Source organism: Rhodoferax sp. GW822-FHT04A08 (assembly GCF_058801025.1).
Genome location: NZ_JBXAMW010000003.1, coordinates 446,188 through 462,258 on the forward strand (window position 1 = coordinate 446,188; position 16,071 = coordinate 462,258).

At 64.1% G+C, this 16,071-nt stretch carries 11 protein-coding genes; 6 read left to right on the forward strand and 5 right to left on the reverse strand.

Going from position 1 to position 16,071, the window contains the following annotated elements:
• Nucleotides 1–17 precede the first annotated feature (17 nt).
• Nucleotides 18–455 carry a GNAT family N-acetyltransferase gene (locus AC1RMF_RS09310; RefSeq protein ID WP_342616847.1) on the reverse strand — a complete coding sequence of 146 codons (438 nt, stop codon included), beginning with the start codon at nucleotides 453–455 and terminating at the stop codon, nucleotides 18–20.
• Nucleotides 452–862 (reverse strand): GFA family protein, encoded by a 411-nt coding sequence (locus tag AC1RMF_RS09315; RefSeq protein ID WP_446737911.1) that lies wholly within the window; start codon nucleotides 860–862, stop codon nucleotides 452–454. The genes AC1RMF_RS09310 and AC1RMF_RS09315 overlap by 4 nt, the downstream gene beginning before the upstream one ends.
• 445 nt (nucleotides 863–1,307) lie before the next feature.
• Here AC1RMF_RS09315 and AC1RMF_RS09320 point away from each other — a divergent pair, with 445 nt between their 5' ends.
• The 5 genes from AC1RMF_RS09320 (at nucleotide 1,308) to AC1RMF_RS09340 (ending at nucleotide 12,279) form a co-directional block, all read left to right on the forward strand.
• Complete coding sequence (locus AC1RMF_RS09320) at nucleotides 1,308–2,111, forward strand: PAAR domain-containing protein (protein ID WP_493141228.1); 804 nt, start codon at nucleotides 1,308–1,310, stop codon at nucleotides 2,109–2,111.
• A gap of 11 nt (nucleotides 2,112–2,122) precedes the next feature.
• Nucleotides 2,123–2,536, forward strand: coding sequence for a hypothetical protein (locus AC1RMF_RS09325; protein ID WP_342616845.1), 414 nt, complete (start codon nucleotides 2,123–2,125; stop codon nucleotides 2,534–2,536).
• Between the two features lie 76 nt (nucleotides 2,537–2,612).
• Entirely contained in the window at nucleotides 2,613–8,615 is a 6,003-nt protein-coding gene (locus AC1RMF_RS09330) for an alpha-2-macroglobulin family protein (protein ID WP_493141229.1), read from the forward strand.
• A 317-nt stretch (nucleotides 8,616–8,932) separates the two neighbouring features.
• Nucleotides 8,933–11,089, forward strand: coding sequence for a penicillin-binding protein 1C (gene pbpC, locus AC1RMF_RS09335; RefSeq protein WP_493141230.1), 2,157 nt, complete (start codon nucleotides 8,933–8,935; stop codon nucleotides 11,087–11,089).
• 35 nt (nucleotides 11,090–11,124) lie between these two features.
• Nucleotides 11,125–12,279 carry an alpha-hydroxy acid oxidase gene (locus tag AC1RMF_RS09340; RefSeq protein WP_493141231.1) on the forward strand — a complete coding sequence of 385 codons (1,155 nt, stop codon included), beginning with the start codon at nucleotides 11,125–11,127 and terminating at the stop codon, nucleotides 12,277–12,279.
• A 114-nt stretch (nucleotides 12,280–12,393) separates the two neighbouring features.
• On the opposite strand, the gene AC1RMF_RS09345 is transcribed toward AC1RMF_RS09340, so the two are convergent.
• From AC1RMF_RS09345 to AC1RMF_RS09355, 3 genes are read right to left on the reverse strand one after another with little or no spacing between them, the layout of a single operon-like run.
• A complete protein-coding gene (locus AC1RMF_RS09345) occupies nucleotides 12,394–12,780 on the reverse strand; it encodes a DUF488 domain-containing protein (protein WP_493141232.1) in 387 nt (128 codons plus the stop codon).
• On the reverse strand, nucleotides 12,777–13,832 hold the full coding sequence (locus tag AC1RMF_RS09350) for a hypothetical protein (protein ID WP_493141233.1): 1,056 nt from the start codon (nucleotides 13,830–13,832) through the stop codon (nucleotides 12,777–12,779). Before AC1RMF_RS09350 ends, AC1RMF_RS09345 begins: the two co-directional genes overlap by 4 nt.
• On the reverse strand, nucleotides 13,829–14,443 hold the full coding sequence (locus AC1RMF_RS09355) for a sigma-70 family RNA polymerase sigma factor (protein ID WP_493141234.1): 615 nt from the start codon (nucleotides 14,441–14,443) through the stop codon (nucleotides 13,829–13,831). The genes AC1RMF_RS09350 and AC1RMF_RS09355 overlap by 4 nt, the downstream gene beginning before the upstream one ends.
• A gap of 139 nt (nucleotides 14,444–14,582) precedes the next feature.
• On the opposite strand from AC1RMF_RS09355, the gene AC1RMF_RS09360 reads away from it, so the two are divergent.
• The gene (locus tag AC1RMF_RS09360) at nucleotides 14,583–16,058 is read left to right on the forward strand and encodes a vWA domain-containing protein (RefSeq protein WP_493141235.1); all 1,476 of its coding nucleotides are present in this window, start codon (nucleotides 14,583–14,585) and stop codon (nucleotides 16,056–16,058) included.
• Nucleotides 16,059–16,071: the final 13 nt, after the last annotated feature.

The window sequence follows — 16,071 nt, forward strand, 5'->3', positions numbered from 1 at the left end:
CCTAGCGGGCCACGGGATTACACCTCACCAAGATGTCCACGCTGGATGGCGGCGTCTCGGTCCTGAAAGATGGCCATCGCAGTCAGCAGGCGCAGAAACCCCAGCTTGCGATAGAAACCTTCCTTGCCCGGGACCGAGTAAAGGATGATTTTCTTGTGCTGCCTGGAGTCTTCAACCAGACGGGAGACGACCTCCTTGCCAAGCCCGGTTCCCTGGTACGCAGGAAGCACGGCCACATCGCAGATGTAGGAACAGTCGGCGCCATCAGCCAAAGCCCGGCCAGCTGCAACAAGTCTTCCCTGATCGCGCACCAGCCACTTGAATCGGCTGTTCTCAAACACCGTCTTCAGCATCTCCGCGTTCTTGTTGCCAAGCGGCGTCAGCCGGTACAGCGTCTCAAGCTCGGACCAATCGAGGTCGGATGTATGGTTGGACCAACTACCGAAAATACTCATGGCGTATACCCTGAAGTTGGCGGGCCTTCTGGATACTGAGGCAGGTCGTCTGTGATTTCTAGCCAAGGTTGTTTTGAAGATACCCAAAAATGCATGTCAGGTTTGAACTGTGACGGATCGTCCAGGCTACCGGCTGTCAGGCCCATGACTCCAGCAGAAACACGCCGCGAGAAAACGCTGGTGCCGCAACGCGAACAAGAGCCGCGCTCTAGCGTTTCTGAAGAGTGGAATGTGCTGATGGGGCCAGAGATTTCCACATGTTCGATGCGCATAAGTACGCGAGCATTGAAAGCAGCGCCAATAGCTTTTTGACAAACCCTGCAGTGACATACCCTCTGATTCAAAGGTTCAGAGGTCGTTTCATATCGCACTGCCCCACATAGACAACCACCACGGAATAAAGTCATTCAAAAAAGTCCTTTCTATAACAGCCTAACGAGGCTGTGGAAAACCTGATTCTCACTAGCGCGCACCACGCCTTGCGCGTTGCGTTGTTTGAGAATCAGGTTTTGGTTGTTCATCCCTGCAGTTTGCAGCAAATCGGCCCGATTGCGCAGTTCTTTCCCCTTGTAACCCCCTTCACAGCGCGTACTTGTCCACGTTGTTCAACGAACAGCATGAACACCAACCACGCATAAGCAAGCGCTACGCGAAGCGAGCGTCTTGCAGCGCACATCCAGCAAATAGGCCAGACAGTCCACCCTCAAACAATTAAAACCGTCTCATCAACGATTCACCGGCACAGTCATGCCTCTTTCACTTTTCAGGAGAGTCTTGTGTTTGATATAGACAAAAAGTCGGCGAGCTTGCGGTACGCGCACACCTCGTTCAACTCCCGTTGGAGCGCTTGATATGGCAAGGCGCAACTTGGTCGTCGTTGGCGACCCACTTAGCACCGGAGGCGCTGTACTACCCCACAACCACAATCTGGACACGCGCAAAGGCGTGTCCTTTGCCTACATCAATGGCAAGGTGCACTGCGACACCTGCAACAGCACGGGCGCTATCGCCAAGGCGGGTGGCCCCAGTCGCCTGAATTACCGTGGCCAAGAAGTTGCACTGGAAGGCGACATCGTGCTGTGCAACTGCCCCGTTCCGCCCACGCTTGTTGCCAAGGCGGTTACGACAAGCAAGCCAAGTGCCTGGGCTGACGATGATGTGGAAACCCGCGGAGAAGTTCCTCCTGCGAGGCCTCAAGTCGACGTTGAAGGCATTTCCGCTTCCAGTGAACATGGACAGGTGACAATTACTTATGCTGACGGTCACAAGGAAGTACGCAAGGGTGGCAGCATGGCTTGGCGCAACAACAATCCTGGCAATATGCGTGCTGGAATTGACGGCTATCCCGCCATAGGTAGCAGCGGAGGATTCGCAGTGTTCAAGAGCGAAAAATTCGGCTTTGAAGCGCTACTTGCAAATTTAAAAACAGAGAGATACCAAGCGCTTTCAGTTGCAAAAGCAATTGATGCCTGGGCACCGGCGTCCGACAGCAATGATCCAGTGACCTATTCAAAACGCATCACCGAGTGGACTGGCATTGATTCCAAGACAAACCTGAAGGACCTTACCGCGTCGCAGTTGACCGCTGTAGGCTCGGCCATCAGGCGCCAGGAAGGCTGGATCGTCGGGACGGTAGTTCAGATACCCAAGAAGTAGGAACAACGCGAATGTCACGAATCAATGCGGCAATAGCCTCCATTTTGGTAGCTACAGCCTTAGGCACCAGCGCTGAAGCCACACCGATCGTTGCAGATGGTGTGGCGTCGATCAGCCTGTGTGGCACGCTTCTCAAGGAACGCCATTGGGGCCCACCCAATTTCGGTGAAGACCCTCGCCATGACAGCAAATTTGACGCATGGTTTGTGGTCCTGAAAAAAATTGTGAAGGTCCAATACGGTTCGGAGCAAAGTTCCCTCCGAAAAATCCAGATCATGCCCAGACCCGAGGTCCCCATTGGTACAAACACAAAGCGCCGACTGTATGAAGTGACTGGAACGCTGGATACAGCGGTGGCCCCCGCTGAAGTCATGCAAGTGACCTTGTGGTGGAAAACCCTTCGAGAAGTCAAGCACTGCCCATAGATTGACGAACCGATGGCCCAAGTCATAGGCACGCCACGGTCGCTGGTTTATAAATTGGCTTTTACACCGCCCAGCCATGACAACAAAAACCACCCTCCTCAGCTGCGGCCTGGCACTGGCCGCCCTCACCGCCCACGCCTTCCAGATCACCAGCCTCTCGCCGCAAGGCGAAATTGCGCGGGTACGTCAGGTGGTGGCCCAGTTTGACGAAAGCGCCGCAGCCTTTGGAGACCCCAAGGCAGAGGCGCCGCTGACGCTGCGGTGCAGCGACGCGCAGGCCAGCAAGGGCACGGGGCGTTGGGTGACCGACCGGTCCTGGGCTTTTGAATTCGAGAATGACTTGCCGCCCGGCGTGTCCTGCACGGTGCAGGTCAAGTCAGACCTCAAGTCGGCCAAGGGCACAACGCTAACTGGGCCTGCCAGCTACCGCTTCAATACCGGCGGTCCGTTTGTGCAGGCCATGCGCCCGTACGAGGGCGCGCGCATCGATGAGGAACAGTTCTTCGCCTTGCGCCTCTCAGGCGAAGCCACCACTGCCAGCGTGCAGGCGCATGTCAGCTGCAGGGTGGATGGCCTGGGGGAGCGCGTGGCCGTACGGCTGCTGGACGGCAAGGACCGCGACGCCCTGCTCAAGGCGCAGGGTTGGGAGCAGGCGGCCAAGAAGAGCCCGCTGTCCTTTGTGGCCCTGGCCTGCAACCGCCGTTTCAGTTCGGGCGCCTCTGTGCAACTGGTGTATGAGAAAGGCGTGGCCACACCCAGCGGCATTGCCAATAGCGTGGAGAAGCGCTTCACCTTCCAGGTGCGCGAGCCGTTTGACGCCAGCTTCAGTTGCGAGCGCGAAAGCGCCCAGAGTGCCTGCCTGCCGATCCGCCCCATGACGCTGAGCTTCAATGCGCCCGTGCCCAAGAAGCTGCTGGAGGGCATTCGCCTGGTCTCAGCCAAGGAAACGCTCAAGCCGCAGTTCGACAACGACAACGGAGACGAAGGCGACGAGCATGTGGTGAGCAGCATCCGCTTTGGTGGCGTGTTGCCCGAGCTCACGCAGTTCAGCCTGGAGCTGCCCAAAGAGTTCAAGGACGCCAGCGGGCGCAGCCTGCGCAATGCAGCGAACTTTCCGCTGAAGGTGGCCACGGGTGCCATGCCGCCGCTGGCCAAGTTTGCGGCAGCGCCCTTTGGCATCGTGGAGCGCTTTGCCGAACCCGATGGTGTGGCGATGCTGCCGGTGACCCTGCGCAATGTGGAGGCGGCGCTGAAAGTGCAAGGGCTGGATGCGGCGCAGCTGGCACCTTCGCCCAAGGCCGTGCAAGAAAAGAGCAAGGGCAAGGTCAGTGACTACAAGCCTGGCACCGACGCAGAAATCATCGCCTGGTACCAGAAGATCCAACGCTATGACAACGCCATGGTGCCGCGCTCCATGGCCGCTGCCGACTCCAAACTTCCCTTGGCGCCCTCCATCAGTGACACCGACCGCGGCTGGGTGCAGACGCGCATGGTCTCGCTGCTGCAAGGCCACAGCCAGGTGAAGACGCTGGACCTGCCCAAGAGCGCCAGCAACGACCCGCGCCCGTTCGAGGTGGTGGGCATTCCGCTGGACGCGGGCTTCCATGTGGTGGAGATTGCTTCGCAGAAGCTGGGCACGTCGCTGCTGGACGAGCGCTATGGCAATGGCCGCACCATGTATGTCCGCACCTCGGTATTGGTGACCAATCTGGGTGTGCACTTCAAGCTGGGGCGCGAGAACGCGCTGGCCTGGGTCACCACCCTGGACAAGGGCAAGCCCGTGGTCAACGCCACCGTGCGCGTGTCCGACTGCAGAGGGCGCGAAGTCGCCAGCGGCACTACCGACGCGCAAGGCGTGGCCCAGCTTGCAGGTGTTCCTTCGGTAGCGCCCGGCTGCCATAGCGATGACAGCTACAGCCAGGCCTTTTTCATCAGCGCCCGCGCAGTGCAGCCGTCGGGCGATGGCAAGGGCACGGTGCAAGACCTCGCCTTCACCTGGAGCGACTGGAACCGTGGCATAGAGCCCTGGCGCTTCAACCTGCCCACCAACCGCGATCCGCGCCCGGATGAGCGCGCCCACAGCATCCTGGACCGCAGCCTGCTGCGCGCGGGCGAGACCGTGTCCATGAAGCACATCCTGCGCACCGAAACCGGCAAGGGCTTTGGCCTGCCCGAGCGCCAGCCCAGCACCCTGGTCATCACCCACGAAGGCAGTGGCCAGCAATACACCCAGCCCCTGACCTGGCGCAAGACCGCTACCGGCGGGCTGAGTGCCGAGAGCAGCTTTGCCATTCCGCAGGCGGCCAAGCTGGGCGTGTACAGCGTCGAGCTGCGCGCCACCGGCAACGACCGTAGCTTCTACACCGGCCAGTTCCGCGTGGAGGAGTTCCGCCTGCCGGTGCTGGAGGGGCGCATTAGCCCCAGCAGCAAGGAGCAGCTGGTGCACACCCAGAGCGTGCCAGTGGACGTGCAGGTCAATTACGTGTCCGGTGGCCCAGCTGCCCGCTTGCCGGTGCGCGTGTCGGCCCTGGTGCGCAGCAAGTGGCTGAACTTTCCGGACTTTGACGCCTTCAGCTTCCAGCCGCCGCGCGGCAAGACCGAAGCCGTGTCCGCAGGGGACGAAGAGACCGAGAGCAGCAACACCGACTCGCGCGTGATCGCCGACAAGCTGCCGCTCACCCTGGACACGAACGGCACGGGCAAGACCACCGTGCCCGATGTGCCCTTGAGCAAACAGCCGCAAGACCTGCTGCTGGAAGCCACCTACTCAGACCCCAACGGCGAAGTGCAGACCCTACGCAGCACCCGCACGATCTGGCCCGCGGCGGTGGTGGCTGGCATCAAGACCGAGGGCTGGGTGTCGAGTGGCAAGACCATCAAGTTCCAGGCCCTGGCGCTGGACTTGGCCGGCAAACCCAAGGAAGGCGTGCCACTGGACGTGAAGGCCACGGCGCGCATCGTCACCACCACACGCAAGCGCATGGTGGGTGGCTTCTACACCTACGACAACAAGACCAGCGTGAAGGAACTGGGCACCGTGTGCTCAGGCAAGAGCGACAACCGTGGCCTGCTGCTGTGCGACACCGCGCTGAACGAGCCCGGTGAAGTGGAGCTGGTTGTCACCGCCAAGGACAGCAGCGGCAACAGCATCCAGGCCGCCAGCTCGGTGTATGTCACCAAGCAAGGCGAGCTCTGGTTTGGCGGCGAAAACAACGACCGCATCGACCTGCTGCCCGAGAAGAAAAGCTACCAGCCCGGCGAAACCGCCACGTTCCAGGTGCGCATGCCCTTCCGCTTTGCCACCGCGCTGCTGACGGTGGAGCGCGAGGGCGTGCTCGATACGCAGGTGGTGCAGCTCAACGGCCAGGACCCGACCGTGCAGCTCAAGGTGCAGGAAGGCTGGGGCCCCAATGTGTACGTGAGCGTGCTGGCCCTGCGCGGTCGCCTGCGCGAAGTGCCGTGGTACAGCTTCTTCAGTTGGGGCTACAAGGCGCCGCGCGAGTGGTGGACCTCCTTCTGGTACGAGGGCCGCGAATACGTGGCCCCCACCGCCCTGGTGGACCTGAGCAAGCCCGCCTTCCGCCTGGGCGTGGCCGAAATCCGCGTGGGCACCAAGGGGCACCAGCTGGATGCGAGCGTCAAGGCCGACAAGGAGAGCTACCCGGTGCGCGGCAAGGCGCAGGTGCAGATCCAGGTCAAACTGCCCAACGGCCAACCGGCTGCCAATGCCGAAGTGGCACTGGCAGCCGTGGACCAGGCCTTGCTGGAGCTCATGCCCAATGACAGCTGGAACCTGCTCGACGCCATGCTGCAGCGCCGCGCCTGGGGCGTGGAGACGTCCACCGCCCAGATGGAAATCATTGGCCGCAGGCACTATGGCCGCAAGGCCGTTCCAGCAGGCGGTGGTGGCGGCCACAGCGGTGCGCGTGAACTGCTGGACACGCTGCTGCTGTGGAACCCGCGCGTGCAGCTCGACGCCAACGGCAGTGCCAGCGTGACCGTGCCGCTGAACGACGCGCTCACCAGCTTCAAGATCGTGGCCGTGGCCGATGCGTCCACCGGGCTGTTTGGCACCGGCTCCACTTCCATACGCGCCACGCAGGACCTGCAGATCATCAGCGGCCTGCCGCCCCTGGTGCGCGCGGACGACCAGTACCGCGCCCAGCTCACCCTGCGCAACACCACCAAGCAGGCCATGAAAGTGGTGGTGACGCCGCGCGCCACGCTGCTCACATTGCCACCGCAAACCGTGGACATCCCCGCGGGCGACGCGCGCGAAGTCGCCTGGAACGTAACGGCCCCCGCGCAGCTCGCACTCAGCCGGTTCGAGTCCATCCTGTGGGAGATCGAAGCCAAGGACACGATCAGCGGCGCACGCGACGCGCTCAAGGCCAGCCAGCGCATCGTTCCCGCCGTGCCGCTGACGGTGCAGCAGGCCACACTGGTGCAGCTCGACGGCCCACTCAGCCTGGAGGTCAACCCGCCTGCTGATGCCCTGCCCGGCCGCGGCGGACTGAAGATGGCTCTGCAGCCTAAGCTGGCCGAAGGCCTGCCGGGCGTGCGCGACTGGTTTGCCAACTACCCCTTCCTCTGCCTGGAGCAGAAGACCAGCAAGGCGATAGGCCTGCGCGACGGCAAGCTGTGGCAGAGCGTGGCCGCGCAGATTCCCAGCCACCTTGACAGCGACGGCCTGGCCAACTACTTCCCGCCGCGTGAAGGCGAAAGCAACCACGGCAGCGACACGCTCACTGCCTACGTGCTGGCCGCCACGCACGAAGCCTCGGGCATCAACCCGGCCTTCGCCCTGAGCGATGAGCAACGCGCCCCCATGGAGCGCGGCCTGATCGCGTTTGTGGAAGGACGCATCCAGCGCGACTTCTGGAGCCCGCGCAAGGACCTGGACATCCGCAAGCTCGCCGCCATCGAGGCCCTCTCGCGCTATGGCCGCGCCCAGGGCAAGCTGCTGGGCAGCATCACCATCGCGCCCAACCAATGGCCCACGCATGCGGTGATTGACTGGCTCAACATCCTGACCCGCGTGCAGGACGTGCCCGAGCGCGACAAGCGCATCGCAGAAGCCACGCAGATTCTGCGCAGCCGCATCAGCTACCAGGGCACCAAGATGGTCTTCAGCTCCGAGCGCGACGACTACTGGTGGTGGCTGATGCAGAACGGCGACGTCAACAGCGCCCGCCTGATCCTGGCCGTGATGGACAACCCGGCCTGGAAGGACGACATGGGCCGCCTGGCCAACGGCTTCATCAGCCGCCAGCAAAGCGGCGCATGGCACACCACCACCGCCAACCTGTGGGGCGGCCTGGCACTGGAGAAGTTCTCGGCCAAGTTCGAGGCCACACCCGTGGCGGGTAGCACCCGCGCCAGCATGGGTGGCAACAGCGCGGCAGTGGACTGGAGCAAGGTGGAGCGCATCAAGACCACCGACGCCTCCGGCGCCGCGCACCAGACCACCTTCTTCGGCGCGCCTGCTGCGCCGGGCAACCTGCGTAACAACAGCATGTTCCTGCCCTGGAGCAAGGCCGGCAAGGACACGCTCAGCGTGACCCACCAGGGCGCCGGCAAACCCTGGCTCACGCTGCAGTCGCTGGCGGCAGTGCAACTCAAGGAACTGTTCAACGCGGGCTACCAGATCAAGAAGACCATCACCCCCATCGAGCAGGCCGACAAGAGCCTGCCGCCGGGCAGCTACACCCGTGGCGACGTGCTGCGCATCACACTGGAAGTGAACGCCTCCGCCGACATGACCTGGGTCGCCATCACCGACCCGGTACCGGGCGGCGCCACCATCCTGGGCAGCGGCCTGGGCCGTGATTCCGAGATTGCCACGCAAGGTGAGAAGCGTCAGGGCTACGGCTGGGCCGCCTTCGAGGAGCGCAGCTTCGAGTCCTTCCGCAGTTACTACCAGTACCTGCCCAAGGGCGTGGTGAAGATGGAATACACGGTGCGGCTGAACAACGCCGGCAACTTCGCGCTGCCGCCATCGCGCGTGGAGGCCATGTATGCGCCGGAGATGTTTGGCGAGTTTCCGAATGCGCGGGTTGTGGTGGGGGCCGGAAAGTGACCGTGGCGCTCTTGGGTGGTGGTGGGACGTGGGGTGGGTGGGGGCTGCGGCCTCATCTGTCCTGCGGCCAGAAAATCGGCTGCAACCCCCACCCACCCCGCGTCCTTCCAGCGCTGTTGGATCGCCTTATGTCGCGTGCCAGCACTGTTGGCAGGGGCGTGATGGGCAAGGCATTGGGCCGATTTTCTGGCCGCAGGACAGATGAGGCCCGGTGCCTTGCCCATCACGTCCCCACCACGGTTTGGCCCATAGCGCTAGTGGCATTGGCACTACTCAAAACAGCAACCCCAGCCCACGCCCTCCCCACCTTCGACGAGGTGAAACAGTCCTACCGCCCCTCCGACACCCTGATCCTGGACCGCCACGGCGAAGTACTGCAACGCATGCGTACCGACACCACCGTGCGCAAAGGCCAATGGACCGCGCTGCAGGACGTCTCCCCGGCCCTGCGCACCGCACTGGTCCTGAGCGAGGACAAACGATTCTACGAACACAGCGGCGTGGACTGGAAGGCCGTGTCGGCGGCGGCTTGGGGCAATCTGTGGAACAACAAAACGCGCGGTGCCTCCACCATCACCATGCAGCTGGCCGGCCTGCTCGACGACGACCTCAAGCGCGGTGCGGGCGGGCGCAGCGTGGTGCAGAAGATCGGGCAGACCGTTTCCGCCCAAATGCTGGAAACCCGCTGGCGCAAGGACCAAGTGCTGGAGGCCTACCTCAACCTCGTGCCCTTCCGCGGCGAACTCGTCGGGCTGGATGCGCTGAGCCAAACCCTGTTCGGCAAGGCGCCGCACGGCCTGGACAACCGCGAAGCGGCAGTGGCCGCCGCCCTGGTGCGTGCGCCCAATGCCAAGCCGGCCCAGGTGGCGCAGCGTGCCTGCAATGTGCTGCAGCTGATCGAAACCTCTGCCAAGAGCAGCGACTGTGAAGGCATGGATATCTATGCCCAGGCTGCGCTGCAACGGCGCGACTTTGCCGCCAGCGCGGGCGTGGCACCGCACGCGGCGCAGGTGGCACTGCGCCAGCTCAGTGGCAGGTCCACAGGTACGCCCACGCGCATCACCACCACACTGAGCGCATCGTTGCAGCGCTTTGCCGTGCAGACCTTGCAGCGCCAGTTGCGCGAGCTGCAGGGGCGCCATGTGGAGGACGGTGCCATCGTGGTGTTGGACAACGCCAGCGGCGACGTGTTGGCCTGGGTCGGCTCCTCGGGTGAACTCAGCAATGCGGCGGAGGTCGACGGTGTGACCGCCCTGCGCCAGCCCGGCTCTACGCTCAAACCCTTCCTGTACGCGCAAGCACTGGCCGAGCAACGCATCACGGCGGCGTCGCTGCTGGAAGATTCGGGCACGCAGATACAGACGTCTGGCGGGCTCTATATTCCGCAGAACTATGACCATCACTTCAAAGGCTGGGTGTCGGTGCGCACCGCACTGGGCGCGTCGCTCAACGTGCCCGCCGTACGCACGCTGGTGATGGTGTCGCCTGATGCGTTTCACCAGCAGCTCAAGGCGCTGGGCTTTGCGCTCAAGGAAACCGGGGACTACTACGGCTACAGCCTGGCACTGGGCAGTGCCGAAGTCTCGCTGCTGCAGCTGACCAACGCCTACCGCACACTGGCCAATGGCGGGCGCTTCGGCCCCACCACACTCACTGCATCCACCACGCCGCCGCCCTCGCGCACCGTGCTGGATGCGCGTGCCGCCTTCATCGTGGGCGACATCCTCTCCGACACCAATGCGCGTGCCCGCACCTTTGGCACCGACAGCGTGCTGGCCACGCGCTTCTGGACGGCAGTCAAGACCGGCACCAGCAAGGACATGCGCGACAACTGGGCCGTGGGCTACTCAGAGCGCTACACCGTGGGCGTATGGGTGGGCAATGCCAGTGGTGCGCCGATGTGGGACGTGAGCGGCACCACAGGCGCTGCGCCGGTCTGGGCTGCGGTAATGGCCTATCTGCACCAGACGCTGCCCAGCCACGCGCCCCGCGCGCCTGTGGGTGTGGTGCAGCAGGCGGTGCGCTTTGCAGCGGCTGCGGGTGCATCGTCCGCCACAGAAGCGCCACGCAGCGAATGGTTCTTGCAGGGCACCCAGCAAAGCCTGTTTGCCATGCGCACGTCGCCCGAGCAGGGCAAGGCGGCCACGGGTGGGCGCATTACCGCCCCCACCAATGGCACCATCATCGCACTGGACCCCGACATTCCGCCCAACCGGCAGCGGCTGACCTTCAGCGCCGAAGGGCAGGCATTGCGCTGGCGCATGGATGGCAAGGAATTTGCCCAGGGGCCATCGGTGCAGTGGCTGCCCTGGCCAGGGCGCCATGTGGTGCAACTGGTGAACGCCCGCGGAGACCTGTTGGACTCCATCCGGCTCGAAGTGCGGGGCGCCGGAGTGCGTGGCACCGCTGGCAAGCAAATTAATTTCAGCACCCCAAAGGCGGATTTCAAGGCAATCGCCTCCGCCGCCCCGTAACATCACGCCCAGTTTGAACTTTCAGAGAACCTGACATGACCGTTATCACTACCATTGAAGACCTGCGCGTACTGGCAGAAAAGCGCGTGCCGCGCATGTTCTACGACTACGCAGACTCGGGCTCGTGGACCGAATCGACCTACCGCGCCAACGAGTCCGACTTCCAGCAAATCAAGCTGCGCCAGCGCGTGGCGGTGAACATGGAAAACCGCACCACCGCCACCAAGATGGTAGGCGTGGACGCCAAGATGCCCGTCTGTATCGCGCCCGTGGGCCTGTGCGGCATGCAGAGCGCCGACGGTGAAATCAAGGCGGCCAAGGCCTCCGAGAAGTTTGGCATTCCCTTCACCCTGTCCACCATGAGCATCTGCTCCATCGAGGACATTGCCCGGAACACGTCCAGCCCGTTCTGGTTCCAGCTCTACATGATGCGCGACCGCGAAGCCATGAAGAAGATGATTGGCCGCGCCAAGGCTGCGCGTTGCAGCGCCCTGGTGCTCACGCTGGATCTGCAGGTGATCGGCCAGCGCCACAAGGACCTGAAGAACGGCCTGACCGCCCCGCCCCGCCCCACCATTGCCAACATCATCAACCTGATGACCAAGCCGCGCTGGTGCTTAGGCATGGCAGGCACGCGCCGCCACACTTTTGGCAACCTGGTGGGCCATGTGAAGGAAGTGACCAACATGAACTCGCTGGCCTCCTGGACCAACGAGCAGTTCGACCCCACCCTGTCCTGGGACGATGTGAAGTGGGTCAAGGAGCAATGGGGCGGCAAGCTCATTCTCAAGGGCATCCAGGACCTGGAAGATGCGCACCTGGCGGTGGCCAGCGGCGCCGACGCCATCGTGGTGAGCAACCACGGTGGCCGCCAGCTCGACGGCGCACCCAGCAGCATCTCGGCCCTGCCGGAAATTGCACAGGGCGTGGGCGACAAGGTCGAAGTCTGGATGGACGGCGGCATCCGCAGCGGGCAGGACGTGCTCAAGGCCTGGGCCCTGGGTGCGCGTGGCACCATGATCGGCCGCGCCATGGTCTACGGGCTGGGTGCCATGGGTGAGGCGGGCGTGCTCAAGGCGCTGCAGATCATCCACAAGGAGCTGGACATCACCATGGCGTTCTGCGGCCACACCAACATCCAGAACGTGAATACCAACATCCTGTTGCCTGGGACTTACGACTTCAAGTAGCCGCCTGTCTGGTGGGCACCGGAGCCTGAGCGGGATTGCGCTTTGCTCCGTGTCCCCCGCCCGCTGAAGCGGGCTCCTCCTTTACCTGCGCAAAACGCAATCCCGCTCAAGCTCCTACAGTACGTCTGCGCCTCTCTCTTGTAGCAACACGCGCAGGAAAGATCTGTGGCAGTGTTGCTCGTCTTCGCAATAGCAGCCTACCGAGAAGTTGCTGGTCTTTGACAGCGCCGCCAGCAGTTCCAGGGCGTGGCTTGCGTCGGGGGTTGCCATTTCGGCGCGGTACTTCTTTCCGAAAGCAGCCCATTTGGCTGGCGTGTCGGCTTCCTGGCCCAGCTTCATGGTTTCGGGCGTGGGTGCCAAGTTGGGGAACCACACGTCGTACCAGTTCTGGCTTGCAAATTCACTCTTGGGAACGCCGCGCGGCGGGCGCCGCACGGTGCCAATACGGGTGCCCTCGTCGGGGTGGCGTGCACTTCCCAGGCGGACGACGCGAATGGTCATGGGGAACTCCTCGGGTTGGTGGTACCAGCCTGCGCTTCGCGGGCCAGTTGCAAGAGTTGTTGGACCTGTGCTTCTTCCAGCGTGCCAGCAAGCGTCAGGCGGCGCTCGCGCTGCCAGCGCATAGTGTTGCCCCGCAGCGTCAGGGAGGCAATGACCCGGTCCTGGACACGCATGGTGAGCTGCAGATCGGACGCGGAGCTCGGCGTGGCTGGTGATGATGAAGTCTCGGGCTGCAGGCGTCCTTCCAGACTCTGCACCTGACGCACCAATGCCTGGGCCTGCTGCGCATCCAGCGTTGCGCTGCGGCCATCCACCAACACGTCTACCGCCGTCCACGGCCCCAGGCCCGACTCGGGTGCAGCGAACCTGGAGGCTGGCGCTTGCGACAGTGCCGCTGCGGGTGCGGAGGGACGCGCTGCCACAGCCCCCTGGGGAGATTCGTTTGCGGCCGGGCGGCTGGCGCTATCGGCCGCAGCTTCCTTGCGGGCAACATCTACGGGCGCGGTGGCGGGGGCAGGAGCAGGTGCCGCAGCGGGTTCGGGCGCGCGGGACGCCGCCTGCTGCGCCGGGGCATCGTTGGACGTGGGCGCTTGCGACTCGGCATTGGGTTTCGCCGGGGGAGCCGCCTTCGCTGCACGTGCGGGTGGCTCCGCTGCAGCGGGCAGTGCAGGTGCAGTCGCTGTCACCGATGCGGAGTCCGGCGTGGGCGCCGCCATGGGTTTTGCTGCGGGTGCCACTGCAGGTGCCGGAGCGGGCGCGGGGGCGACCGGGGGCCGGGCATCAGGCACCGGTTCGTGCACCCACATGGCAGTGATCAGCACGCCCAGCACCACGGTGGCCAGTGCAGCGCTCCAGGGTGAACGCGGGCTGCCCAGAGCGGTCCAGACCTGTCGCCACCATGCCTCCTGCGCGGGCACAGCGGCTGTGGGTTGCGCCACGGCATTGCGAGCGGCAGCGCGTATGGATTCGGCAATCTGCTCTCCTGGGCGATCCTCTGCATCCGGGGCCGATTGCAGAGCCTTTTGAAAGCGGGCGTCGCGCAGTTCGGTCATGGCGCCTCCCAGGCCTGCAGATAGCCTTGCATGCAGCCGCGCAGCTTGGCCAGCGCATAGCGCAGCCGGCTCTTGACCGTCTCGAAGCCGGCGTTGAGGGCGCGGGCCAGTTCCTCCACCGTGGCGCCGTCCTCATGGTGTTGCAGGAATACGGCGCGCTGCGCGGGCGGCAGCGCCTCCAGGCATTGCAGCAGCTGCCGCCCGGCAGCACGCCAGAAAGCCGTGTCTTCGGCGCTGCTGTGGTGCATGTCCAGCTTGTGCTGCAGCCACTCCAGGCGGTCGTTGCCCAGGTCTTCATCGGCATCCACACTGAGCTCGCGCCCCGAAGTGCGCAATCGGTCCAGTGCCAGGTTGTGGGCGATGGTGTAGGCCCAGGTCTTCCACTTGCCGGCGTCTGCTGAGAAGCTGCTGCGGGAATGGACCAGCCGCAGCCAGCAGTCCTGGAACACCTCATCGGCCTGCGCCGCCAGCGCCTGGCCCAGCACGCGCCGCACAAAGCGGTACAGCGCCGACTCGTGGCGGGCGTAGAGCGCGTCAAAAGCCTGTGCGTCGCCTCGGCAGTAGGCCTGCATCAGTTCCTCATCACTCATGGTCTGGTGGCGCGCTTGCATGGTCGGTTTGTACCAGCTTGTACGCGCGGCCCAGTCGGCCGGGGTCAAGAATGTAAAAAATATTTTGCATTTGTTTAACCCCGTTCTGCCGGCTGGTCCGTATCAGCTTGGTCTCAACCACCACACCACGAGGTACACCATGCACACACTTTGGAAGAAAACCGTCTGCGGTCTGCTGATACAAGCCCTGGTCGGCACGCAGCTGACCCTGGCTGCCAGCATCGTCTGGCCCACACCCAGTCCACAGCCCCGCCCCGCGGCGCAGCAGGCACCGCACATCACCATGCGCCCCAACTTTGAAGCGCCTTCGGCCAACCATTGCCAGCGCGGCATTGAAACGCGTGAAGTGTCAGACGGCCTGCCCCGCCCCGTGCCCTTTGCCATGGGCCCCATGCTGCGCAAGGAAATGGCCCCCGAGCGGGCAACAGAGAGCGACGCCTTGCGCACGCCGCGCCCCGCGCCGCTGGCTGCCGCTCCCGCGGGTGCCGCGGCGCGCAGTGAGAGTAAGGCTATGGACGCCCCTGCAGCACCTTTCTTTGGCGCTGAGCCGCGCGTGGCGCCGGCCCAGTCTGTACAACAAAACACGGCCCCGGTGACCGCCGGCATGGTGGATGACAACGCCGCCTTCGCCGAGTACCTGGCGTTTCGCAAGCGCACCCAGGTAGCGCATCGGGAGCGGGATGTGCGGGATCGCTACCTGCTGGAAGTGACCGACACGCAAGGCCGTGGTTTGCCGGATGCCGAAGTGGCGGTGCAATCGGCCAACGGCGCCACCACCTGGCTGCGCACCGATGCCGGGGGCAAGGGCTGGATTCACCCGGATGCCTTCGACCCCGGCCACAGCCGCTTCTACGACGTCACCGTGCGCCAGGGCGGCATGCTGACCACGGCCACCCTGCAGCGCGGCCAGAAAAGCGCCGTCGAGGTGCACCTGACCCAGGCTCGCCAACCCGCGCCGGCGCGGCTGGACCTGGTGTTCCTGGTGGATGCCACCGGCTCCATGGGAGACGAGATCGACAAGCTCAAGAGCAGCCTGCGCAGCATCATCGACGAGGTAAGCCGCCTGCCCAGCCACCCCGACCTGTGCCTGGGCCTGGTGGCCTACCGCGACCGGGGCGATGAATTCTTTGTGCGCAGCCACGACCTGACCAACGACGTCAACGCCTTTCAGGGTGTGCTCAACGCGCTGCAGGCAGGCGGTGGTGGCGATGAGCCCGAAGCCATGAACGAGGCACTGAACGAGGCAGTGCACCACATCAGTTGGCGCGGCGAGCAGACCACCCGGCTGCTGGTGCTGGTGGCCGATGCGCCGCCACACCTGGACTACGGCGGACCGCAGTACGACGACGACATGATGGCGGCCCTGGGCAAGGGCATCAAAATCATGAGCGTGGGCGCCAGCGGGCTGAACAAGCAGGGCGAATACATCCAGCGCCAGATGGCGCAGTACACCGGCGGACGCTTCATCTTCCTGACCTATGCCGATGCCAGCAACCCGGCCAGCGGGCCCGGTCGCGAGACGGTGCACGACGTGCGCAACTACTCGGTGCAGACCCTGGACAAGCTGGTGGTGCGCCTGGTGCGCGAGGAGCTGGACAAATTGCCCCGCTCCTGACGCAGCTGCTGTG